This window comes from Emticicia fluvialis, assembly GCF_024793945.1.
GTDB classification, from domain to species: Bacteria; Bacteroidota; Bacteroidia; order Cytophagales; family Spirosomataceae; genus Emticicia; species Emticicia fluvialis.
In genome coordinates, this window is the sequence record NZ_JANUSD010000001.1 from 104,125 (window position 1) to 126,739 (window position 22,615).

23 protein-coding genes and 2 tRNA genes are annotated in these 22,615 nt (G+C 41.2%); 14 read left to right on the forward strand and 11 right to left on the reverse strand.

Annotated elements, in window-relative coordinates; all coding sequences use genetic code 11:
* The first annotated feature begins 129 nt into the window (after positions 1-129).
* The 6 genes from NZ848_RS00410 to NZ848_RS00435 all read left to right on the forward strand — a co-directional run bounded on the left by NZ848_RS00410 (position 130) and on the right by NZ848_RS00435 (position 7,596).
* Positions 130-567, forward strand: a complete 438-nt coding sequence (locus NZ848_RS00410) for a cyclophilin-like fold protein (RefSeq protein WP_259013924.1) — start codon at positions 130-132, stop codon at positions 565-567.
* 331 nt (positions 568-898) lie between these two features.
* Positions 899-1,459 (forward strand): Crp/Fnr family transcriptional regulator, encoded by a 561-nt coding sequence (locus NZ848_RS00415; RefSeq protein WP_253532981.1) that lies wholly within the window; start codon positions 899-901, stop codon positions 1,457-1,459.
* 249 nt (positions 1,460-1,708) lie between these two features.
* On the forward strand, positions 1,709-2,107 hold the full coding sequence (locus tag NZ848_RS00420) for a hypothetical protein (protein WP_253532983.1): 399 nt from the start codon (positions 1,709-1,711) through the stop codon (positions 2,105-2,107).
* Positions 2,108-2,114: 7 nt separating this feature from the next.
* Positions 2,115-3,149 (forward strand): efflux RND transporter periplasmic adaptor subunit, encoded by a 1,035-nt coding sequence (locus NZ848_RS00425; protein WP_259013925.1) that lies wholly within the window; start codon positions 2,115-2,117, stop codon positions 3,147-3,149.
* Positions 3,150-3,157: 8 nt separating this feature from the next.
* Positions 3,158-6,244: an efflux RND transporter permease subunit gene (locus NZ848_RS00430; protein ID WP_259013926.1), complete on the forward strand. Its 3,087-nt coding sequence runs from the start codon at positions 3,158-3,160 to the stop codon at positions 6,242-6,244.
* Between the two features lie 11 nt (positions 6,245-6,255).
* Positions 6,256-7,596: a TolC family protein gene (locus tag NZ848_RS00435; RefSeq protein ID WP_259013927.1), complete on the forward strand. Its 1,341-nt coding sequence runs from the start codon at positions 6,256-6,258 to the stop codon at positions 7,594-7,596.
* 224 nt (positions 7,597-7,820) lie between these two features.
* Here the strand turns inward: NZ848_RS00435 and NZ848_RS00440 are convergent, their stop codons facing one another.
* The 8 genes from NZ848_RS00440 to NZ848_RS00475 form a co-directional block, all read right to left on the reverse strand.
* Positions 7,821-8,543, reverse strand: coding sequence for a hypothetical protein (locus tag NZ848_RS00440; RefSeq protein ID WP_259013928.1), 723 nt, complete (start codon positions 8,541-8,543; stop codon positions 7,821-7,823).
* Entirely contained in the window at positions 8,540-9,535 is a 996-nt protein-coding gene (locus NZ848_RS00445; protein ID WP_259013929.1) for an RHS repeat domain-containing protein, read from the reverse strand. Before NZ848_RS00445 ends, NZ848_RS00440 begins: the two co-directional genes overlap by 4 nt.
* 208 nt (positions 9,536-9,743) lie before the next feature.
* A complete protein-coding gene (locus tag NZ848_RS00450) occupies positions 9,744-10,100 on the reverse strand; it encodes a hypothetical protein (protein WP_259013930.1) in 357 nt (118 codons plus the stop codon).
* Entirely contained in the window at positions 10,097-11,101 is a 1,005-nt protein-coding gene (locus NZ848_RS00455) for an RHS repeat-associated core domain-containing protein (RefSeq protein WP_259013931.1), read from the reverse strand. Before NZ848_RS00455 ends, NZ848_RS00450 begins: the two co-directional genes overlap by 4 nt.
* 233 nt (positions 11,102-11,334) lie before the next feature.
* On the reverse strand, positions 11,335-11,691 hold the full coding sequence (locus NZ848_RS00460) for a hypothetical protein (RefSeq protein WP_259013932.1): 357 nt from the start codon (positions 11,689-11,691) through the stop codon (positions 11,335-11,337).
* A gap of 139 nt (positions 11,692-11,830) precedes the next feature.
* Positions 11,831-12,757, reverse strand: a complete 927-nt coding sequence (locus NZ848_RS00465; RefSeq protein WP_259013933.1) for an RHS repeat-associated core domain-containing protein — start codon at positions 12,755-12,757, stop codon at positions 11,831-11,833.
* A 302-nt stretch (positions 12,758-13,059) separates the two neighbouring features.
* Positions 13,060-13,145 (reverse strand) — tRNA-Leu (locus NZ848_RS00470).
* Positions 13,146-13,217: 72 nt separating this feature from the next.
* Positions 13,218-13,290 (reverse strand) — tRNA-Gly (locus tag NZ848_RS00475).
* Positions 13,291-13,543: 253 nt separating this feature from the next.
* Between NZ848_RS00475 and hisIE the strand changes: the two genes are divergently transcribed.
* Together hisIE and NZ848_RS00485 are read left to right on the forward strand one after the other, a co-directional pair.
* Entirely contained in the window at positions 13,544-14,164 is a 621-nt protein-coding gene (gene hisIE / locus NZ848_RS00480) for a bifunctional phosphoribosyl-AMP cyclohydrolase/phosphoribosyl-ATP diphosphatase HisIE (RefSeq protein WP_101726660.1), read from the forward strand.
* A gap of 72 nt (positions 14,165-14,236) precedes the next feature.
* The gene (locus NZ848_RS00485) at positions 14,237-14,575 is read left to right on the forward strand and encodes a phage holin family protein (RefSeq protein ID WP_253533011.1); all 339 of its coding nucleotides are present in this window, start codon (positions 14,237-14,239) and stop codon (positions 14,573-14,575) included.
* A 65-nt stretch (positions 14,576-14,640) separates the two neighbouring features.
* Here the strand turns inward: NZ848_RS00485 and NZ848_RS00490 are convergent, their stop codons facing one another.
* Positions 14,641-15,108 (reverse strand): redoxin domain-containing protein, encoded by a 468-nt coding sequence (locus tag NZ848_RS00490; protein WP_259013934.1) that lies wholly within the window; start codon positions 15,106-15,108, stop codon positions 14,641-14,643.
* 337 nt (positions 15,109-15,445) lie between these two features.
* Between NZ848_RS00490 and NZ848_RS00495 the strand changes: the two genes are divergently transcribed.
* From NZ848_RS00495 to NZ848_RS00520, 6 genes are all read left to right on the forward strand, one after another.
* Positions 15,446-15,871 carry a DsrE family protein gene (locus NZ848_RS00495; protein WP_259013935.1) on the forward strand — a complete coding sequence of 142 codons (426 nt, stop codon included), beginning with the start codon at positions 15,446-15,448 and terminating at the stop codon, positions 15,869-15,871.
* Between the two features lie 18 nt (positions 15,872-15,889).
* Positions 15,890-16,339, forward strand: a complete 450-nt coding sequence (locus NZ848_RS00500) for a helix-turn-helix domain-containing protein (RefSeq protein WP_253533023.1) — start codon at positions 15,890-15,892, stop codon at positions 16,337-16,339.
* Positions 16,340-16,385: 46 nt separating this feature from the next.
* Positions 16,386-16,796, forward strand: a complete 411-nt coding sequence (locus NZ848_RS00505; protein WP_101726655.1) for a VOC family protein — start codon at positions 16,386-16,388, stop codon at positions 16,794-16,796.
* Between the two features lie 4 nt (positions 16,797-16,800).
* Entirely contained in the window at positions 16,801-17,193 is a 393-nt protein-coding gene (locus tag NZ848_RS00510; protein WP_253533027.1) for a hypothetical protein, read from the forward strand.
* 69 nt (positions 17,194-17,262) lie between these two features.
* A complete protein-coding gene (locus NZ848_RS00515; RefSeq protein ID WP_259013936.1) occupies positions 17,263-18,639 on the forward strand; it encodes an L-serine ammonia-lyase in 1,377 nt (458 codons plus the stop codon).
* A 160-nt stretch (positions 18,640-18,799) separates the two neighbouring features.
* Positions 18,800-19,429, forward strand: coding sequence for a 3-keto-disaccharide hydrolase (locus NZ848_RS00520; RefSeq protein ID WP_259013937.1), 630 nt, complete (start codon positions 18,800-18,802; stop codon positions 19,427-19,429).
* 145 nt (positions 19,430-19,574) lie between these two features.
* Here NZ848_RS00520 and NZ848_RS00525 read toward each other — a convergent pair whose 3' ends face one another.
* Positions 19,575-19,910 (reverse strand): RNA recognition motif domain-containing protein, encoded by a 336-nt coding sequence (locus tag NZ848_RS00525; RefSeq protein WP_101726651.1) that lies wholly within the window; start codon positions 19,908-19,910, stop codon positions 19,575-19,577.
* Between the two features lie 245 nt (positions 19,911-20,155).
* Positions 20,156-22,537: a RecQ family ATP-dependent DNA helicase gene (locus NZ848_RS00530; RefSeq protein ID WP_259013938.1), complete on the reverse strand. Its 2,382-nt coding sequence runs from the start codon at positions 22,535-22,537 to the stop codon at positions 20,156-20,158.
* Positions 22,538-22,615 lie beyond the last annotated feature (78 nt).

A 22,615-nucleotide genomic window follows, 5' to 3' on the forward strand; every position in this document is an offset into this window, starting at 1 on the left:
ATTGGTAAGCAATACCGTAAAATGTATAAGATTTGTCTTACACAGGTGTATTAGTTTTGCGATGCCGGCACGTCTGGCTAAATGCAATACGAATGATGCGTACTTTCAGACCTGTCCGTGCTTGCCTGTATGGCTGGTTCGGCTTCCTATACAAAAGACGTATCTGTTTATCAGGACGTAAAACCTGATAAAATTTATAACTCAACTATAGCCATGAAAACCCAAATAATTATAAAAGCAGGAGGCAGAACTTTCGGTGGCACCTTGGCCGACAGCCCAACAGCGGGGGCATTCAGAGCCATGCTGCCACTTGAAATAAGTATGACAGAACTGAACGCCAATGAAAAGTTTTACAGGTTGTCAAAGAATCTGCCGGTTAATCCGGCAGTTCCTCCGATAATCCAAAACGGAGACCTCATGTTGTTCGGGTCAAATACGCTTGTATTATTTTACAAGACATTTTCAACAACATACAGTTATACCCGGATAGGGCGAATCAATGATGCTTCAGGACTTGCGGAGGTTTTAGGTTCTGATAACAAAACCATCAGGTTTGAACTCCCATAAGGGTATTATTATCCACAGGGCTTATCACAAAGGCTTGATGCTTATTGGTGGCCTGTGTTCTTTTCATGCCGCCTGTGTCTTGCAGGCGGCCACACCTGTACACGAAAAATACGGTCGCCATTTATCATCTACTTCTGCATTCAAGCGGCATTCAGGCACATAAAAGCCCACAATTGTTGTTTAGTCAGCGTATCTCGGTCTTGTCTATACGTGTTGGCAGGTGCATAGTTGAAATCTATGTTTTCAGCAGGTAATCAGCCTTTCCCCGAATGGCATTTGTTGCAAATTGCCCAAATAATATTTACATTAAGCCAGTTTTCTTATCAGGCGTATGAATTTAGCAACTTATCTCAGGTCTCAGTCAATTGAGACAGACTCCATAACCGATTGGCTGAATAACAGCACAAAAACCAAGGTTTACCCCAAAGGCCATACGCTGGTAACAGAAGGTGAACATTCTTACCGGGTATTTTATGTAGAAACCGGCCTGATCAGGTCTTATTACATGAAAGATGATAAAGATGTAACTGAAGATTTCTTTCCGGAACAAAGCGTAACGGCCACGATAGAAAGCGCTCTTTTCGGACGGCCGTCGCGCTACAGCATTGAAGTGCTTGAAACAAGTACCATTACGACCTGTAATTTTAATGATTTTGCCCGGCTCAGTAGTCAAAACACTGAAATCAATCAGCTTGAAAAACTGGTGTTGTATAATGTGGTAAAGAAATTATCTGACAACAATTATTATCTGAAGTTTCATTCGGCCAAAGAGCGTTACGAACGAATGATTAAACAATACCCGAACATTTTATTACGTGCGCCTTTGGGTCATGTGGCCTCTTATCTGGGTATTACCCAACAGACACTAAGCGTAATAAGAGCGCAGCTCTGAGCGTACGTTGTTCTTAGTGCTGTTCAATTGGTTTGTTTTTTCTTTGCCGTGATAAACTAACGCCGCAGCGTTGCCAGCTTCTCAACCTTCCGCACCCGGTTTCATAATTTACCCAAGTATCTAAGCTATATAGTTTGAATGGGTTTTTAAATGCTTTTATTCTTTACTGATGCCTGCATTTTTTAATCTATCTTAAAAATACACAAAAACATACCCTCTACTTTTGTGCCATATTAATACATCAAAATAATGGAAACAAATGGCACACATTGGGTAATAGTGGCAGACAATGCCGGAATAGCTTCTGTTTTTCCGAATCTGAAAGATATGTTTCATGAAGAAGCTATCTCGTTTATTACGCTGGTTTATTACTCCTGGAACAATGAATTTAGTTTCAGTAAAGAGATTGAAATTTTAAAGTATCATTATCCGGGTAAGTTTATAGCATTTTATGAGGTTGGATTAGCCGCCAGCGATTTTGAGTTTGACACTACCATCATCGAAAACGTGATTAATGCCAATACCAGCCGTGAAATCAGGTTTTTGGTTTCAGGCTGCGAAGAGTTTAACCTGGTGATAGAAGAAACCCTGCAATTTCTGGATATCAAAGAAATAGTCTTCCAAGAACAATTTTTTAAAAATAACTAATTCTAAAATGAAAAAATCGGGCATTTATATTCTGCTGACGCTGCTTGTAGGTCTGGCAGGATGCAATACAAAAAGTACGGAGGCCACCACCGCCACTACCACAGCCGTACCTGTAAGTGTTGAAGAAATATCAACCACGGCCATCAGCAATGATGTTTCTGTAAGTGGGAATATTGAGGGTAACACTACTGTAAGGCTGGGTTTTATGGTAGGGGGTAAGGTTAATCTGATAACCGCCCGCGAAGGGCAGACCATCAGGAAGGGTCAGCTACTGGCCAGCCTGGACCCCACCAGTTATACCATAGCCAGACAATTGGCAGAGGTACAGGTAAATGCCGTAACTGATGAATACAACCGTTTGAAAGCCCTCCATGAGCGTGGAAGCGTAACCGATAGCGATTTTTCGAAAGTTAGTTTTTCATTACAACAGGCCAGGTTACAACTGCAGCTTCAGCAAAAAAATGAGGCAGACTGCAAACTATACACGCCAATTGGCGGGGTATTGCTCAAGAAAATGAGTGAAACCGGCGAAATGGTGGGTGTTGGTATGCCCGCATTTGTGGTGTCTGATATCAGCAAAGTAAAAGTGCTGGCGTATATACCCGAAGGTGAACTGCATTATATCAGAATTGGCCAGCCTGCCAGTATTACCATTTCTGCGCTTGCCAAAACCTTCAGCGGTAAAGTAATAGAGGTAGGGTCGGCAGCTGACCCGTCGACCAGAGCTTTTACCATTAAAATTGAAGTAAACAACCCGGGGCTTGTTATCAGGCCGGGTATGATAGCCGAGGCTAAAATTGATGCTGATACCACCACAGAGGCCATTGTGTTAAGCGCTGAGGCCATCAATCATGACATCAATAACCAAACCTATGTATATGTGGTAGATAAAGCCCGAAACAAGGCGTACAGACGAGAAGTAAATATTGGCAAAATGATTGAAAACAAAATTGAAATCATCAACGGGCTGAACAAAGGAGACCTGGTGGTTGTGGCCGGTCAGAATAAAATAACCGATGGCACTGCTGTCATTTATAAATAATTACCGACATGAACATTATTCAGGCATCATTAAAATATAAGCAAATAACGTTATCGGTATTGTTAATGCTATTTGCAGTGGGTATTCAGTCGCTTCTGAATATGCCACGTCGCGAAGATCCCAAAATTGTGGTCCGCACGGGTCTTGTAATAGCCTATTATCCCGGCGCTAATTCTGTTCAGGTAGAAGACCAGCTCACCAAAAAACTGGAGCAGTATCTGTTTCAATATGAAGAGGTAAACAAAGCCAAAACTTTTTCGACCACCAAAGACGGCGTAGTGGTAATTAATGTAGAACTGACAGAGTCAGTAAAACAGCCGGATATATTCTGGAGCAAGCTGCGGAACCAGTTATTGGTGGCCAGGCAGATAGATTTGCCTGAAGGCGTAATGGGGCCGATAGTGAATTCAGATTTTGGCGATACGGAGGCTATGGTAATTGCGCTTGAAAGCGAGACCGCCTCACCAACCGAGCTTAAAAATTACGCGCAGAAGCTGGAAGATTATTTACGTGCCATACCGGCTACCTCAAAAGTTAAGCGCATCGGTGAGCAGAAAGAAGAAATTGTGGTTTCGTCCAGCTCAGAAAAGTTATCGCAGTATGGTATCAGCATGCAGCAGGTTGTAAAGGTGCTGCAGTCACAAAATGCCATTAACCCAACCGGCGACATTAAAACAGCCAACAGCGAAGCGCCACTATACACCAACGGGTACTATAACACAGAAAAAGACCTGGCTAACCAGATTGTAGGTACGTCGTCTACGGGTTCAGTAATTAAGCTGGGCGATATTGCCACTCTTAAACGTGAGTATGCCGAACCCCAAAGTATAATTACCGTAAACAGCCACCCTGCTATTCTGCTTGCCATACAAATGCATGAGGGTAATAATATTGTTCATTTTGGTGACGCAATTGAGCAAAAAATTGAGCAGGCAAGAGGGGTTATTCCCAGTAATGTCAAAATTACTACCGTTGTTAACCAGCCACACCTGGTGCAGGAAAACATCTCGCATTTTATCAAAGAGTTTTTTCTGGCAATTGTTTCGGTAATTATAGTAGTTATCTTATTGCTTCCTTTTCGCATTGCTGCCGTGGCAGCTACGGCCATTCCGGTTACGGTGGCAGTTACCTTTGCTACCATGCACACCCTGGGTATAGAGTTACATCAGGTTTCACTGGCCGCTTTGATTCTGGTTCTGGGAATGGTGGTAGATGATGCCATTGTGATAGCAGATAATTATGTAGAGCTACTGGATGAAGGTGTTGACCGATGGACGGCCGCATGGAGAAGTGCCAGCGACCTGGTTATGCCTGTGCTGGTGGCCACCGTAACCATTATTGCCTCTTTTATGCCCATGGTATTGTTAGATGGCAGCATAGGCGAGTTTATCTTTGCCCTGCCTATTACTGTGGCAATAGCCTTATTGTCGTCTTTTGTGGTAGCCATGCTGCTTACGCCTATGCTGTGTTACACTTTTATTAAGAAAGGGCTGCACCAGGCTGAAGCAGAAGAAAACAAGGGTAAAAAGCGTAAATCGTTGCTCGACTACATGCAGACGGGCTATAACCGATTGCTTGAAGTTTGTGTAAAATATCCGAAGACCACCATATTGGCCAGTTTGATTCCTATTGCACTGGCAGGGCTATTGTTGACGAAGGGTGTTCGACAATTGTTTTTTCCTACTGCAGAAAGAAACCAGTTTGTAATTGAGGTATGGTTACCAACAGGCACCAAACTTGAGAAAACCAGACTGGCGATTCAGAAGGCTGAAAACCTGGTGAAGAGTGATGAGCGTGTGAGCTCTTATGCTACATTTACCGGTACCGCTGCGCCCAGATTTTATTATAACTTTTCGCCTGAATTTCCAACTACTAATTACGCACAGATTCTGGTGAATACAACCACCGACAAAACTGCCGAAGAACTTGCTGAAGAACTGAGCCGGAAAGTAGACGCAGCAATACCCGAAGGCACCACTTTTGTGAAACTGATGCAGCAGGGCTCGCCGTTGAAAGCGCCGGTTGAAGTAAGAATAGTTGGTGATGACATTGTGAAACTGAAAGACATTGGCAATAAGGTAGCCGGCATAATTAGAAATACAAAAGGCAGCAGGTATGTGCGCAGCGATTTTGCCGAAGACTACTACGGCATAGGTATTAACCTGAAACCCGAAGCCGGCAGATTAGGCTTTACTACCACCAGTATTTCGCAAACGGTTTATACCGGTTTTACCGGAGCATCAATTTCTACCATGTACGAAGGCAACAACCAGATTGGTATAGTGTTGAGGCTGGACGATGTAAAACGACAAAATACAGACGACCTCCAAAAAGTCTACCTGAAGTCGCCGGTTACAGGTGTCAACGTGCCATTAAGACAAATTGCCGATATTATTCCGCAATGGCAGACAGGTAAAATTATGCATAGAAATGGCGTTCGCACCTTAACGGTTCAATCTGATTTATCAGATAATATGCTACCTGCTGAACTGCTTGAACAGGTGCAACCCACCATTGATAAACTGGCTTTGCCGAATGGGTACCATATAGAATATGGTGGCGAACATGGAAACAAGGAAGAAACCCTGAGTGAAATGGTAACGGCTATGGTGGTTAGTCTGGTACTTATTTTCTTTATTCTGCTGTTTCAGTTTAAAAACCTGAAAGAAACGACCATTGTTATGCTAACCATCCCCTTGAGTTTGTTTGGCGCAATTCTGGGCTTATTTGTAACCGGCAATAACTTTAGCTTCACGGCTTTTATCGGGTTCATTGCTTTGTCGGGTATTGTGGTCAGAAACGCCATTATATTAGTAGACCACACCAACGAACTGTTGAAACATGGGATGGATATCAGAACGGCCGCTATTGAGAGTGGAAAGAGACGTCTGCGCCCGATTTTCCTGACTGCCATGGCAGCCGCCATAGGTGTACTGCCCATGATTATCTCAGGGTCGCCCATGTGGGCGCCATTGGCAAGTGTGCTGGCTTTCGGGGTGGTCTGGAGCATGATTATGGCCTTACTGACAGTGCCGATTCTCTACATCGGCTGGATTAAACCAGACGATAAAAAAGATGTGTTAACGAAAAAATAAAGCCCTGAAATATGAAAACTTTCAAAATATCAATAAGTGTGTTTATAGGCTTTTTAGTAGGTATTCAGTTGGTTTCAGCACAAAACGTGAAAACTTACTCTATTCAGCAGTTGACTGATGCCGCCTTAAAGAATAACCATATACTGGCCATTAAGCAATGGCAGGTAGAGGAGAAGAAAGCTAAAATTAAAGAAGACGAGATAAAACGTCTGCCTGTTGTGAGCCTGAGCGGAACGTATCAGTATAACCTGAATCTGGCCGATATAACTATCCCGGCAGGAACAATAGGTGTAATACCCTTAAGCGCCACCAATCAGGTGCTTTTACCTAACGAAGACCGGACATTTAAAGTAGGCGAAAAAAGTACGTATAATGCCGGCGCCACTGTTTATCAGCCGATTTCTCAGCAGGCAAAAATTAAAACAGGCATTGAGTTAAGTAAGCTGGATGTGAGTGTATCAGAAAAAGAAAAACAAAAGATAGCTTTGCAGATAAAGCATGGCATTGAGCAACTGTATTTTGGCATATTGATAAGCCAGAAACAGATGGAAGAGGCGCAGGCTAAACTGGCATTGGCACAGGCAAGGCTGGCAGATGTTGAAAATGCCCTGCTAAGCGGAAAAACCATTGATGTAAACAAGGCAGGCCTGATGGCCGGTATTGCTGATGAAGAGCAGAATATGCTGAAACTGGACTTTCAGATTCAGAATTACAAGGCCGATATGGCAAAGCTGACCGGTATAAAGGCGGAAGATTTTAATGTTGACGGCATTTCGGATACTTTACCCGACCTGCCTAGTATGGATTCTTTTGCAAGCGAGATACCCAATAACCCCGACTTGCAACTGACAGAACTTACCAGAGCCAGAACCGAGCTGGGTATTAAAGCAGCCAAACAAAGCAACAGACCGGATGTGGGTTTGGTGGCAGGGTATGTGGTACAGGGTGGAAACCCCATTATGCCTATGAATAACCCCTTTGTAGGCTTAAGCCTGAAATGGAATATTCAGGATCTGTATGCCAACAAGCAGGTGCTACAACAAAGAACATATCAATTAAAGCAGGCAGAAGAAAACATAATGAACACCCGGCAACAGCTTGCCTATGATATAGAAAAAGCCTACCGGAAGGCGAGCCAAAGTAAGGCATTGGTAAATGTAGCAGAGAAAGCGCTTCAATACCGCAGAGAAGAACTGAAACTACAAAACGACAGGCTGGCTGCCGGCATGAATTTAAAAACAGATGTACTAAACACCCGTGCATTGGCAGCCAAAGCAGAAGCCCATGTGTATTCAGCCAGACTGGCTTACATTCTGGCCATTTCAGATATCAATGCGCTGATAGGTAAGTAAGTATGAGACCAAAAATTAAACTGTGTTTAAGTAAAGTTATAAATTTGCTGAAACTTTTACTTGACACAGTTTAGTTTACAGTCTCGTTTGGTTTTGTTTATGATTTTAGATAAAACTAAACAATTTAAAGTTATGTGAATCAATTCACCAAATGGAGTGTCTTGCGATTATCTTTATAATCAAAGTATATTCACATTCTAATAAATAAAATTTCTAAATTTCATTTATTTAAGCTCATAGGTACGGATTGTCTTAATAGGCGTTTCATTACTATTAAAATATCTGACCTCCAACTTAGATTCTTTTAAAAAGCCCTTTTCATAGATAAAGTACCTTGAGGCACTTCCATTCTCAAAAATGTAGATTTCCTCTTTTAAATATCCTTCATCTATATATAAACTAACATTACAAAGGATTTTCTCATAAAAATAAGACTGCAAAACCTCTGGCAAATCAAGAAATAGTGAATTTAATCTTAAATATTTAATTCTTATTCCATTCAAACTCTTAGTTACTACTGCTTTTGTTGATGCATCAGTCCCATCTGACAAAACAGAATTCGCAATATAACAGAGATTCGCAATTGAGTCCTCAATTAAAATTCTATGATTTATAGTTTTATATAGATTGCATGTACTATCAATATTGTAAATTTCTGTGTAATAATCTTTTACTAAAAGTAAATCATTAATAGAATAGCTTCCATTATCATAGACATAAGCAGTAACATTCAAATATTCATTAAAGATTATAGAATCCCTAGGCGTTTTCTCATCTTTTTCGTAAGTAATTATACTTGTTGGTGTACCTTTTGGACTAAGATACCTCTTTTCAACTAAAACTCCATTTTGTCTAATTAAACAAGTTTTCTGTAAACTACCTTTCGAATTATGAACATTACAAGATAGAAAACCAATCGCTAATAATAATAATAATCTTATTTTCATTTTTCTTTCCAAAATATACTAAGTCCATACTGAGCTGTTGAGAATAAACGTATCTTACCAGTATTTTTCATACCACTATAATCATGAGTTGCAACTCTTGTTTGTGCTACTGTAAATTTGCCAGTACCAAATTTGTTCTCTATTGCTGATTTCCAAGACTTATAATGACTATCTTCCATCTTCCAGCTCATTACATTCATTTTGTACATAAAAGAACCATTGGAAGGTTTTCCCATGTCTTTTTGGGGGACCATAGTCTGTTCGCTTCCGTCCCACTGTTTTGCACCATTGCTAAAATCAGGTCCACCCGTCAACGTATTAATAATTGCTGCATTTGCTGTTTCCATTGCACTTGTTTGCTCTTCCAAAGAAGTCTTTAAGAATTTCTTTGCTAATGGCGCATTCGCTCCATACGCAATTGTGTTTCCATATATTAACACACTGGCTATTGCATACATTTCCTCTTTACTTTCAATACCATATCCTATTGAACTTTCAGCGTAAACTGTTGCTGCTCGATTTCTAAATTTGTCGTGGTCTATAGGTAACTCTTTGGCATTTTCAAACCAAGATTTTGCATCCTTGTTATCAGTCACTATTTTCCTAGTGGCAACATAAACTTTTTTATCTTTCTCGCCATCGCTTCCTAAATTAGCTCCATTCTTATCATAATAATCCCTATCCAGTTCTCCATTAATTTCAATACGGTTAATAGGATTATTCTGAACATAGTTATATAAAGTTAGCCATTCTCTTTGCTCCGTCAAAGGACCCACTACTCCCCATCTACCAATACTCGGGTCATACATCCGGGCGCAGTAGTCTAAGTAATTCAAATTGCCCTGCAATTCTTTGCCATTGTAAGTAAAGCGGTCTCGCATTTCAAATTTCGGTAGCTTGCTGGTATCAGCTACTACTTCTTGCTCAATGCCTACGCCCCAAGGGTAGTAGTGGTTTTCTTGTGTTACTAGCGTAGGGTAGGCCTGGGTCATTGCCGTTGCATTTGGTTTTTCTACGCAGCGGCAACTGCTGCGGAGGGTGTTCTTTTACCTTATATGTTTCAAATGAGCGTTCAGAGAACGCTAAACACACCGACTAAATGTAGAACATTTAGCCGAACGGGGCGTAAACATATGGAGATGAGAACGGTATTTATCAGCTAATGGGTCAATTTAACTAAACCCCATTAGTATTAGCTTCTTAATCGGTTGGCACTCCATTGTAATAAATAGTACCATTTTTACATTCAAAGCTAAAAACCTCTACAGAATCTTTACTGTCATTTTTATAAAGTGTAATGCTTATAGTATTTTTCTTTTTAACTATCCTATCACCTTTGTTAGTCTTACGATACAATTCATAGACACCGTCATCCATAAATCTTTTTTTCTCTTTTGCATTTTCAAATACCCACATCCTATTTGGACCATCTTGCCATAGGGAATCAATCTTAATGTTAAATTCCTGGGCTTTTAAAGTAGAATTGTATTCAGAGCAATTATTCCCAATTCTACAACTGGTTAATGCAATTAAGAAAACTACAGTTATCTTTTTCATATTATTTTAGTTGGTCTCTTTCTATAATCAAAAGTTTTATAAAGGAGGGTATTTGAACCTGAAGTAAACATCCCTCCAAGTGGAATTGGTCCTTTCCCAAAAGATTTACTTCCAAATTCAAAACCAAGGCCATATGACCTTATGCCTAATGGAGCAGCTTGTAGAGCTCTCTTAGAATCGTACTTGCCTGACTCAGAAATTGAGACACTTAGTGGGCCTAAATAAGCTCCATTAGTTTTAGAGTTTCCATAAAAAGCAATAATATTGCCAATATAGGTATTATAATATTCACTCAAATACCCCATACTAAATTCATACCCTCCGTAAGTAGTAACACCATAATCATCAAAATATAAGCCGCCGTAACCAGAAAAATTCATACCTGCACCACCTAAAGAGACGCCTCCTTGTAACCCAAAACCATGAGGCCGCCAAGCTCCGTAGTCTCTATCATCATGAGGATTATATTGGAAACTATGGACAAACTGATAAGCTACTTCGTCTTCTCTAGTCCAGCACTTTGCTGTAACTGAAGCACTTCCTTCTCCATTATAAACTATACCTGTTGGACTATCGTAAGTAAATAAACTTTTATTATCCCTATAAATATCATATTCTTTACTATTAGGACAAGTAGGGCAAGTCCCGATATAAGCATAATGACCATTTATTTCAGGAGGAGATATGGATTCTCCGTCTTTACCACAACCTTTGCAAGACATGCCTGTTGGATCAGTATTCCTTACAGGATTACCACCCACATAATTGTATGATGTGAGGTTACTAAATTTCTCCGCCAGCGGATCCACTACCCCCCATCTACCAATACTCGGGTCATACATCCGCGCGCCGTAGTCTAAATAATTTAAAGTACCCTGCAATTCTTTACCATTGTAAGTAAAGCGGTCTCTCAATTCAAATTTCGGCAGCTTGCTGGTATCAGAAACAACTTCTCGCTCAATGCCTACACCCCATGGGTCATAGTGGTTTTCTTGTGTCACCAGCGTAGGGTAGGCCTGGTTAATTGCCGTGGCATTTGGTTTTTCTACACATCGGCAACTGGTGCGGAGGGTGTTCTTTTACCTTATATGTCTCAAAAATGCGTTCAGAGAACGCTAAACACACCGACTAAATGTAGAACATTTAGCCGAACGGGGCGTAAACATATGGAGATGAGAACGGTAATTTATCAGCCAACGGATCCACCTAACTAAACCCCATTAGTATTAGCTTCTTAATCGGTTGGCACTCCATTGTAATAAATAGTACTATTTTTACATTCAAAGCTAAAAACCTCTACTGAATCTTTACTGTCATTTTTATAAAGTGTAATGCTTAAAGTATTTTTCTTTTTAACTATCCTATCACCTTTGTTAGTCTTACGATACAATTCATAGACACCGCCATCCATAAATCTTTTTTTCTCTTTTGCATTTTCAAATACCCACTTCCTATTTGGACCATCTTGCCATAGGGAATCAATCTTAATGTTAAATTCCTGGGCTTTTAAAGTAGAATTGTATTCAGAGCAATTAATCCCAATTCTACAACTGGTTAATGCAATTAAGAAAACTACAGTTATCTTTTTCATATTATTTTAGTTGGTCTCTTTCTATAATCAAAAGTTTTATAAAGGAAGGTATTTGAACCTGAAGTAAACATCCCTCCAAGTGGAATTGGTCCTTTCCCAAAAGATTTACTTCCAAATTCAAAACCAAGGCCATATGACTTTACGCCTGATTTAGCAGCTTGTAGAGCTCCCTTAGAATCGTACTCGCCTGACTCAGAATTGAGACACTCAGTGGGCCTAAATAAGCTCCATTAGTTTTAGAGTTTCCATAAAAAGCACCAATATTGCCAATATAGGTATTATAATATTCACTCAAATACCCCATACTACTAACTGATATTCCTGGAACTAATGGGCCATTCCCCATACTAAATTCATACCCTCCGTAAGTAGTAACACCATAATCATCAAAATATAAGCCGCCGTAACCAGAAAAATTCATACCTGCACCACCTAAAGAGACGCCTCCTTGTAACCCAAAACCATGAGGCAGCCAAGCTCCGTAGTCTCTATCATCATGAGGATTATATTGGAAACTATGGACAAACTGATAAGCTACTTCGTCTTCTCTAGTCCAGCGCTTTGCTGTAATTGAAGCACTTCCTTCTCCATTATAAACTATACCTGTTGGACTATCGTAAGTAAATAAACTTTTATTATCCCTATAAATATCATATTCTTTACTATTAGGACAAGTAGGGCAAGTCCCGATATAAGCATAATGACCATTTATTTCAGGAGGGGTTATATCTTCTCCATCTTTACCACAACCCTTACAAGACATTCCTGTTGGGTCTGTATTCTTAACAGGATTACCACCCACATAATTGTATGATGTGAGGTTACTAAATTTCTCCGCCAGCGGATCCATCACTCCCCATCTACCAATACTCGGGTCATACATCCGGGTGCCGTAGTCTAAGTAATTCAAATTGCCCTGCAATTCTTTGCCATTGTAAGTAAAGCGGTCTTTCAATTCAAATTTCGGTAGCTTGCTGGTATCAGCAACAACTTCTCGCTCAATGCCTACACCCCATGGGTCATAGTGGTTTTCCTGCGTTACCAGCGTAGGGTAGGCCTGGTTCATTGCCGTTGCATTTGGTTTTTCTACACATCGGCAACTGGTGCGGAGGGTGTTTTTTTACCTTATATGTTTCAAATGAGCGTTCAGAGAACGCTAAACACATTGGCTAAATTAAGAAAATTTAGCCGAACAGGGGTAGAGAATATCCCATTCTTCTTTTACAAACTTACGAAAATCTATGCTTAAATTAATTCACCCCACAGGTTTTATGCTTGATCCCCAAAATTTTTGGCCTATGTTTGGCATGAAAAAATTGGACATGAAAAAAGGGAGCCACATTTTCATGTAACTCCCTGATTATCAAGTACCGGGGACGGGAATCGAACCCGTACGAGCGTTTCGGCTCACAGGATTTTAAGTCCTGCGTGTCTACCAGTTCCACCACCCCGGCGGATGGTCATTCTTGGATGGTGACGTATCCTAAGAAAAAAAAAGCACCTTTTGATGGGTGCTGAAATTTCCGAGCGGAAGACGAGTCTCGAACTCGCGACCTTAACCTTGGCAAGGTTACGCTCTACCAACTGAGCTACTTCCGCTTAACATTCCTTGGTGTTGGATGGGACTGCAAAGATAGGGGGTCTTTTGATATTTGTCAAGTCTGTAATCAAAAAAAATCTACTTTTTTTTGATACATTTTTGTAAATAGCTGATTATGAGTGTATTTGAAATGAATATTTTTTTAAATTTTTTTTGCCGTTCCTGGCTTCTTCATAATGTCCATAAATTTTCGGTATGATATAGGTATAAGTTTTTTTAACATCTGTACTTTTGTAGAAAATAATTGAAGGAATGGATAATAATTTAGATTTTGATAAATCTCCTGACGGCCTGGTGCCGGCTATCATACAAGATTACCAGACCGGTAAAGTACTGATGCTGGGTTATATGAATGCCGAGGCGTATGCAAAAACAATTCAGGACAACATTGTAACCTTTTATAGCAGAAGCAAGCAACGGTTATGGACAAAGGGGGAAACTTCCGGTAATTTTTTGCATGTAAAGAATGTCCTGATTGATTGTGACGGTGATACCATTCTTATTCATGCCCTGCCTGACGGCCCCACCTGCCACACCGGAGCCGATACCTGTTTTAATGAGCTAAACAGTGCCGACTACAAGAAGATTCTGTTTGTGAATCATCTCCGTGAAGTGATAAAAGGGCGTAAGCAAAACCCGACTGACGAATCTTATACCAGCCATTTATTCAGAAAAGGAATTAACAAGGTGGCGCAGAAAGTAGGAGAGGAGGCCGTTGAACTGGTTATTGAAGCCAAAGACGATAACAAAGAATTATTTTTGGGAGAGGCCGCTGATTTATTTTATCATTATTTAGTACTTTTAGAACAGAAAAACTACGAGTTCGACGAAGTACTCGATGTTTTAATAAAAAGGCATACCCCGCGCTCTTGATTGCCACCCAAAGGGGATATGTGAGTTCAAACCTAAAACCATTGCTCCTGTGGGTAAGGAGGAATCTTTGCTATGCTAAACTACATTGTACGTTTAATATGCTGCGGAGCCGCGGTGTATTATATGCCTAATTTTCTAAGCAAAATACACGTAGAAGACTATACTACGGCAGTAATTGTTGCTTTTGTGATGAGTATTCTTAATGCCTTTGTTAAACCTGTGCTGCAGTTACTTTCATTACCACTTACCATTCTTACATTAGGTATTTTTTATCTGGTTGTAAATGTGGTGGTAGTGTATTTGTGTGCCTCTCTGGTTTCAGGTTTTAAAGTGGATGGGTTCTTACAACCACTTATTTTTGGTTTCATTTTGTCGGTTGTAAATAGCATCGTGGGAGGATTCCAGGATTAATTACAAGCAGCCCTCTGCGCAAATCTTTATACGCACAGAGGGCTGTTATTGCAATAGCCAATTTCTTACAGACTTTCTAAGGTGGCTTTAATTGCGGCAAAGTCAGGTATGTCTCCGGCTTTTTCCAAAACCTCTGCATAGCGTATTATGCCATCTTTGTCTAACACAAAAGCTGCCCGTTTAGATACACCTTTCATATCAAACACAAAAGTGTCATAAAGTGAATCATAAGCCAGCGACACCTCCTTGTTGAAGTCTGACAAAAGCGGGAAAGGAAGTTTTTGCTCTTCTTTAAACTTACCCAAAGTAAAAATTGAATCAACAGAAATAGCCAGTACATCTGTATTTAATGCCGAATAAAAAGCAATGTCATCTCTGGTCTGGCAAAGTTCAGCCGTGCAAACGCTGGTAAAAGCTAATGGGAAGAATAATATAACCACGTTTTTTCCGCGGTATCCGGCAAGCGTTACCTCCTGTTTTTCGCTGTTGTATAGTTTAAAATCCGGTGCCGGGTCGCCTACTTGTAAAGCCATATTAGATGAGGTTTAGATAAAAGATATTTTCAGAACAGATAACTGAACAGCCGTTCGTAATGTTCAGTATTACAAACCCAAATTTATCATCTTCTTTAGTATCTTCATCAGGCTATGGGTAATTTTTTTCTGGTGCGGCTTGTTGGTGTTCTGTTATTTTAATGGTCGCGATAAGGTAAGATTTATCGAAAATGTGTACTTTGCACCCTATAGATGCAGTTATTAAACGTGCAAATCTCTGTAAATTCAATTATTTATGGATTTCCCTGAACCATTAAATTGCGGCAATGTATCTTCATTTTAGTTTTGCAATTCATAACCCGTAATACATAATTAGATGAAAACTTTTTTTAGGATTTTTACTTTACTTATCGGCTTTTCTCTGGTATCTGCGTCCGTGAGTTTGGCTCAAACCAAAACGCATAAATTGCTGATAGACTTAAACAGTGCCGATACCACTGACCAGGCTGCTGTATTAAGGCAAATCAGAAACCTGTGGCGTGAGCTGCCCGATACAAAGGTTGAAGTGCTGATTCATGGTCAGGCCATATCTGCTATCAGAAAAGAGACCTCGCCCTTTGCCGTACAGATTGAAAAACTACAAAAAGAAGGCGTTACATTTGCCGTGTGCCGCAACACCATGAAGCGCTATAAATTAGCCGAGGCTGATATGTTGTCTTCAGCCTCCTTTGTGCCCTCAGCAATTGCTGAAACAGTTCTGAAACAGGAAGAGGGCTGGAGTTACCAGAAAGCAGGGCATTAACTTCTAAATGCTTTAGTTATGCTCAATTCATATCCGAAAGCGTACCTTTACCGGAGAATCGTACAGGCCAAGCTGTTTATAGACAGGCATTATCACGAACCAATAGACCTGGCTTCTATTGCTGATGAAGCTTTTTTCTCCAAGTTTCACTTCATCAGACAGTTTAAATTAACCTATACCAAAACACCTCACCAGTATCTTACGCATGTGAGACTAGACAAGGCAAAGGGTTTATTAAAAACAAAAGTGTCTGTTTCAGAAGTGTGTTATAGTGTTGGTTTTGAAAGTGTAACTTCATTTACCGGCTTGTTTAAGAAATACGTGGGTAAGGCCCCTTCAGTGTATCAGCAGGAGCAACTAAAGCGGCAATCGGCTATCAATTCAACACCTCTCCATTACATACCCGGTTGTTTTGCGCAAGCAAAAGAATGGAAGCAAAAAAGCAATTTTGAAGAGGTGAGTTTCTGAAATATTGCCGAAGTTTATGTTGTTATTTATTTAAACAACCAGTGCTATGATTTCCAGAATTTCGCATGTAAGCATTTATGTTCTTAATCAGGACAGCGCCTACGACTTCTACGTAAACAAATTGGGTTTTAATGTAGCCACTGATGCTCCAATGGGGCCGGGTATGAGATGGCTTACGGTAACGCCTCCCGACCAGCCTGATGTGGAAATTACCCTGATGTCGGTTTCGGCAGGAATGGTGTTTGATGAAGAATCAGCTGAGCAAATGCGCAACCTGGTAAAAAAGGGAACATTTGGTTTTGGGGTATTTGAATGTAAAGATATTTATGCCACTTTTGAAGAATTAAAAGCCAAAGGCGTTGAATTTACCAAAGCCCCAACAGAAGAATTTTACGGTATAGAAGCTTTGTTTAAAGATGATTCTGGCAACTGGTTCAGCCTGAGTCAAAAATCATAAGAAAATGGATGCCAGCGCTATTTTTAAAAAACTACGGCTGAATACAGCCGATACATTGCTGATTATGAATGCACCGACTGATTTTCTGGCCTTACTGGAGGGAACTTCTTTCGACAATCAGCCACAGGCAGGCAAAGTATATGACTTCGTACAGGTGTTTGCCACCCGGCAGGCAGAGCTGGAGCAACTTTGTTCGTCAGTAAAAAATGCAGGTAAATACGATTGTTTGTTCTGGGCTTGTTACCCTAAAGGAACAGGGAAGATCAAAAGTGATATAAAACGGGAAACCGTGTGGCTGGCATTGGAGCTGGCAGGTGTTCAGGCTGTTTCGCAGATAGCCATTGACGAAACCTGGAGTGCGCTGCGCGCTCGGCCAACTGAAATGATAGGCAAATAGGGTAGAAGTTTGGTGGTTTACTGGAAATGGTGTTACATTCGTGGCAGAATTTACTTCATCTTCAATAAAATGCTAAAGGAAGCAATATCGACTTCTGTATTTGACCTGTTTAAAATAGGCCCCGGGCCATCTAGTTCGCATACCATCGGGCCTATGAAAGCCGCCTTCGATTTCCTGCAAAGAGCCCTGGCTTTGCCCGATTCGCTGCTGGCATGCCCGCTTCAGATAAAAATACATTTATATGGTTCATTAAGTGCCACCGGAAAGGGGCATGGTACCGACCGTGCCGTTATTGCCGGTCTTCTGGGCTGGCTGCCCGACAACTGCGAGCCGACTGCTTTTACCGCATTGCTGAAAAATGCTGATGATACTTACTCCATCTTTATCAACCAAAGCCCGGTTGTTTTAAGTGCCGGCAGCATCATCTTTCAGAAAGGGCGTTATGATTCTCCGCATCCCAACACACTTGTTTTTCAGCTGCTTGCTCCTGAGGGTGTCATGCTGCAGGAAGAATACTATTCAGTAGGCGGGGGCTTTATTCAGCGTAAAGGAGAAGAGGCCCAGGCGGCTTCAGCCAAAACGCCGGCCTATCCGTTTTCTACCATGAAAGAACTGAAGGAGCATCTGGCTAAAGAAAAGATATCACTTACCGACCTGATGATAGCCAATGAAATGGCCCTGACCGGAGCCAGCCGGAAAGAGATATACCAAAAGATAGATGATATTCTGGAGACCATGCATAAGGCCGTGAAAAGAGGTTTACGTCATAAAGGCCTTTTACCGGGTAGTATCAAGCTAAGGCGGAAAGCCCCGGTATTGTATGCCCAGGCTAAAAGCCATGCCTCTGCCACCGATAGCTTCATGGTTTTTCTGAACGCCTATTGCATGGCGGCATCTGAAGAAAACGCTGCCGGAAATATTGTCGTAACTGCTCCTACCTCGGGTGCATCGGGTGTAATACCGGGCATAACCTACCTGCTGCGTAATCATTACCACTACGATAAACAAAAACTGCGGGAAGGCATGCTGGCCGCGGCCGCCGTGGGCTTCCTGATTAAGCATAATGCCAGTATATCAGGTGCCGAAATGGGCTGCATGGGTGAGATTGGCTCTGCCTCAGCTATGGCAGCAGCTATGTTGGCTTATTGCGCCGGCCGGCCGGTAGATACGGTTGAGGCCGCAGCAGAAATAGCAATTGAGCATCATCTGGGCATGACCTGCGACCCAATAGGAGGCTATGTGCAGATACCCTGCATAGAGCGCAATGCCATGGGGGCTATCAAGGCTTATAACGCTTATCTGCTGGCATCATCCGGCAATACGGGATACCAGAAAATATCGCTCGACAGCGTAATAAAAGTAATGCGTGCTACGGGCAAAGATATGTCTAAAAAATATAAAGAGACCTCGCAGGCAGGCCTCGCACTAAGTGCTACTGAGTGTTAGATAAGGGTATGAGAACCACTGATTATCAAGTATATGCTGTATACCGGTAGTTTCCTTCACAGCCGGATTGCGAATTAAAATTACTTTCGTAAATTGTTGAATATATTCAACCGGGCCATGTACCAATCATACAGGCCCCATCTAAACTATATATTTAACTATGAAAAGAATTCTTTATGTGGCATCTATTATGCTGGTGCTTACGCACGCTGTTTCTGCCCAAAAAGCAAAAAAAGGCTGGTACTCTTTGTTTGACGGCAAATCGTTAGAGGGCTGGAAAGTGGGAGATAACGCCAGTACGTTCAGCATTGAAAATGGTACTATTGCGGTAAATGGCCCGGTAGCGCATTTATTTTATGTAGGGCCGGTTAATAATCATGATTTCAAAAACTTTGAGTTTAAGGCAAGGGTAATGACCACGCCAGGTTCAAACTCAGGTATTTATTTTCATACCCAATATCAGCAAGCCAGCTGGCCCGATAAAGGCTATGAAGTACAGGTTAATAACTCGCATACCGATTGGCGCCGTACCGGAAGCCTCTACGGTATACAAGACGTGAAAGACACCCTGGTAAAAGATAACGTATGGTATACCGAGCATATCATAGTAAAAGACAAGCACGTTACCATAAAGATTAACGATAAGACAGTAGTTGAATATGACGAACCTGCCGAATTACCTAAAGGAAGAGAAGGCAGACGAATAAGCAGCGGAACCTTTGCCTTACAGGGCCATGACCCCAAAAGCAAAGTATATTATAAAGAGATAATGGTAAAACCCCTGCCCTGAGACGTTATCAAAACAAAAGCCTCTTAACATTTGCTAGGAGGCTTTTTTATTGCATAATGCCGGCCTGTATATTAAATAGAAAAGCAGGCACACCATTAAATGGAAGCTAATTTGAATGATATCTTGGGATATCCGCTCAGGAATATCAATAACGGCGTCCGCCACCATTATCACCACCACGGCCGTAGCCACCGCCACCACCACGGTTGAAACCACCACCGCCACCGGCAGGTCTTTCTCTTCTTTCTTCAGCCTGATTAACAACTGCAGTACGGCCACCGATATCAGAACCATTCAACTGGCTGATTGCTTTCAAAGCGGCTGCATCGTCTGGCATTTCAACAAAGGCAAAGCCTTTGCTTCTTCCGGTTACTTTGTCAATAATAATTTTAACAGAACTTACTTCACCAAATTCTTCAAAATATTGTTTTAATTCACTTTCTTCGATTCTAAACGGAAGACTTCCAACAAAAATGTTCATGATACCAGTAGGATTTTAATTGATAAATTTTTGTAAATTATATTATTTAATCTTTTTGAAAAAATCAGTTGTTTATGGGCATGCTTTAAAACCTACCGCTCTTTAATAAATTACTATCACTTAATCTTTGCCTGTCAAAAAATAAAAAAGTGTGAAGCACATTATCGTTCCTTTCACACTTTTCATGATTTTGTTGTATAATCGATTAATAATGGCAAATGCTTTATCGCTTCAAATATAAAGAATTAATTTGCCATTTCCGACAAGAATTTTATTCTCATCAATCTTAATTCTTCTTCAGTTATATCGTCGCCTTCAAAAGTCTTGAGTGCAGCACGGATATTATCGGTTTCTGCGGCCATAAAATACTCATAAATCTCGTCCTGATGTTCCTCATCTATTACCTGATTGATGTAGTAGTCCAGATTCAGCCTTGTACCAGAATAGCAGATGTGTTCAATTTCTTCAATCAGTTCAGGCATTGTCAGGTCTTTCGACTCTGCAATTTCGTCCAGATCAATCTTGCGGTCAATCTGCTGAATGATATAAATCTTTATTTTTGATTTATTGACAGCCGATTTTACAACCAGGTCCTGCGTGGTTTCAATTTCGTTTTCTTCTACGTATTTTGAAATCAGCTCAAGAAAAGGCTTCCCAAACTTTTGCACTTTGCCAAGGCCAACCCCGTTTATCTGGGCCAGGTCTTGTCCGGTGGTTGGGTAGGTGGTTGCCATTTCTTCCAGTGAGGGGTCCTGGAAAACCACATACGGCGGCACGTTCTTTTCTTTGGCAATTTTTTTACGAAGCGCTTTCAGCAACTCAAACAACGCTGAGTCAAACGCACCACCTCCGCCAGACGGCCCGCCGTTCATCTGTACGTCGTCGTCGTCACTGCTTTCGGTATTTTCGTAGTTATGGTCTTCTGATATCGTAATAGGGTAAGAGTCGGCAATAAAGCTTTTGCCTTTTTCCGACAATTTTACTACCCCATAAGCGTTTTCAATATCTTTTTCAATAAAGCCAAGCACCATCATCTGACGAAGGATAGACACCCAGTAATCGTTAGGGGTCTTTTTGTTGTCAGATTTTTTTGTGGGTTTTTCGGCTTTTTTAGGTGAGTGAGACGGACTTTTGGTAGCAACAGGGGCGTTGTCTTCCTCTTCGTCCATATCGTCATCATTAGCCAATTCTAATTCTTCTTCTTCGTCGTCTTCGTCATCCTCATCCTCTGCTTCAACAAACATGCTTTTCCCTTTACCATAAACGGCCAGCTTGTCGTGTTCATAGCTACGGATGTAAGCATTGGCTGTATTGGCTGTAAGAACATCAGCAATGTGCTGAATATCAAACCTTTCTCCCACCTGCTGAATGGCTTTTAAGGCCAGCACGGCTTCATCTTCAATTTTAAATTTCTTGGTGGGTTTCAGGCAGTTATCGCAAAAACCACAGTCTTTTTCAGAGTATTCGCCAAAATAACTTAGTAGCTGACGGCGGCGGCAGATACCCAGGTTAGAGTAAGCAACCATTTCCATCAGCAAAGCCTTGGCGTTGTCTCTTTCAGTAACGGTCTTATCTTTATTGAACTTCTCCAGTTTTAAAATGTCGTCAAAGCTGTAGAACATCAGGCAGTTTCCTTCCAGTCCGTCGCGGCCGGCTCTTCCTGTTTCCTGATAGTAGCCTTCCAGCGACTTGGGCGCATCATAGTGAATCACAAAGCGCACATCGGGTTTGTCAATGCCCATCCCGAAGGCAATTGTTGCCACAATTACATCAGCTTCTTCATTCAGAAACGCGTCCTGATTTTTCATCCGGGTGTCGGCATCCAGTCCGGCATGGTAATGCAGGGCCTTAATACCGTTTACGCTCAGCAGGTTGGCAATTTCTTCAACTTTTTTACGGCTGAGGCAGTAAATTATGCCCGACTTACCTTTATTGTTAAGAATATACCTTATTAATTGCTTCTTCGAATCTACTTTCGGACGAATCTCATAGTACAAGTTCTTGCGGTTAAACGACGACTTGAACACGGGGGCCTCGTCCATTATCAGGTTTTTCTTGATATCCTGCTGTACTTTTGGCGTCGCGGTTGCCGTCAATGCAATAATTGGCAGATTGGGATTGATATCGTCAATGATTCCTCTGATTCTACGATACTCAGGTCTGAAATCATGGCCCCATTCAGATATACAGTGGGCTTCATCTACTGCTACAAAAGAAAGTTTGGCTTTTTGTAAGAAAGACAGGTTATCTTCTTTTGTGAGAGATTCCGGAGCTATATAAAGTAAACGGCATTCACCGCTTAAAACATCGTTCTTCACTTTGGTCATCTCAGCCTTATTCAGTGTTGAATTTAAAAACTGAGCATTGATACCAAAGGCTGTCATTTGGTCAACCTGATTTTTCATCAGGGCAATAAGCGGGGAAATTACAATAGCAGTGCCCTCAAGTACCATAGCGGGCAACTGATAACATAGAGATTTCCCAGCGCCGGTAGGCATAATAACAAAAGTATTTTTTCCTGCTACAATGTTATTGATAATTGCTTCCTGTTCGCCACGAAAAGCATCAAAGCCGAAAATTTCTTTGAGTTTCTCCTTTAATGATTGTTTAATAATTGGTTCTACCATAAACGCAAAATTGCTATCCGGAAAATTTACAATATTTTAAAAATAGGTCAGTATCTGAGCAATTTTATGTTGATTGTC

Bases quoted from the DNA above. Each gene is read 5' to 3' on its own strand.
- NZ848_RS00410 (WP_259013924.1), top strand. From the start codon at position 130: ATGGCTGGTTCGGCTTCCTATACAAAAGACGTATCTGTTTATCAGGAC.
- NZ848_RS00415 (WP_253532981.1), top strand. From the start codon at position 899: ATGAATTTAGCAACTTATCTCAGGTCTCAGTCAATTGAGACAGACTCC.
- NZ848_RS00420 (WP_253532983.1), top strand. From the start codon at position 1,709: ATGGAAACAAATGGCACACATTGGGTAATAGTGGCAGACAATGCCGGA.
- NZ848_RS00425 (WP_259013925.1), top strand. From the start codon at position 2,115: ATGAAAAAATCGGGCATTTATATTCTGCTGACGCTGCTTGTAGGTCTG.
- NZ848_RS00430 (WP_259013926.1), top strand. From the start codon at position 3,158: ATGAACATTATTCAGGCATCATTAAAATATAAGCAAATAACGTTATCG.
- NZ848_RS00435 (WP_259013927.1), top strand. From the start codon at position 6,256: ATGAAAACTTTCAAAATATCAATAAGTGTGTTTATAGGCTTTTTAGTA.
- NZ848_RS00440 (WP_259013928.1), bottom strand. From the start codon at position 8,543: ATGAAAATAAGATTATTATTATTATTAGCGATTGGTTTTCTATCTTGT.
- NZ848_RS00445 (WP_259013929.1), bottom strand. From the start codon at position 9,535: ATGACCCAGGCCTACCCTACGCTAGTAACACAAGAAAACCACTACTAC.
- NZ848_RS00450 (WP_259013930.1), bottom strand. From the start codon at position 10,100: ATGAAAAAGATAACTGTAGTTTTCTTAATTGCATTAACCAGTTGTAGA.
- NZ848_RS00460 (WP_259013932.1), bottom strand. From the start codon at position 11,691: ATGAAAAAGATAACTGTAGTTTTCTTAATTGCATTAACCAGTTGTAGA.
- NZ848_RS00465 (WP_259013933.1), bottom strand. From the start codon at position 12,757: ATGAACCAGGCCTACCCTACGCTGGTAACGCAGGAAAACCACTATGAC.
- hisIE (WP_101726660.1), top strand. From the start codon at position 13,544: ATGGATAATAATTTAGATTTTGATAAATCTCCTGACGGCCTGGTGCCG.
- NZ848_RS00485 (WP_253533011.1), top strand. From the start codon at position 14,237: ATGCTAAACTACATTGTACGTTTAATATGCTGCGGAGCCGCGGTGTAT.
- NZ848_RS00490 (WP_259013934.1), bottom strand. From the start codon at position 15,108: ATGGCTTTACAAGTAGGCGACCCGGCACCGGATTTTAAACTATACAAC.
- NZ848_RS00495 (WP_259013935.1), top strand. From the start codon at position 15,446: ATGAAAACTTTTTTTAGGATTTTTACTTTACTTATCGGCTTTTCTCTG.
- NZ848_RS00500 (WP_253533023.1), top strand. From the start codon at position 15,890: ATGCTCAATTCATATCCGAAAGCGTACCTTTACCGGAGAATCGTACAG.
- NZ848_RS00505 (WP_101726655.1), top strand. From the start codon at position 16,386: ATGATTTCCAGAATTTCGCATGTAAGCATTTATGTTCTTAATCAGGAC.
- NZ848_RS00510 (WP_253533027.1), top strand. From the start codon at position 16,801: ATGGATGCCAGCGCTATTTTTAAAAAACTACGGCTGAATACAGCCGAT.
- NZ848_RS00515 (WP_259013936.1), top strand. From the start codon at position 17,263: ATGCTAAAGGAAGCAATATCGACTTCTGTATTTGACCTGTTTAAAATA.
- NZ848_RS00520 (WP_259013937.1), top strand. From the start codon at position 18,800: ATGAAAAGAATTCTTTATGTGGCATCTATTATGCTGGTGCTTACGCAC.
- NZ848_RS00525 (WP_101726651.1), bottom strand. From the start codon at position 19,910: ATGAACATTTTTGTTGGAAGTCTTCCGTTTAGAATCGAAGAAAGTGAA.
- NZ848_RS00530 (WP_259013938.1), bottom strand. From the start codon at position 22,537: ATGGTAGAACCAATTATTAAACAATCATTAAAGGAGAAACTCAAAGAA.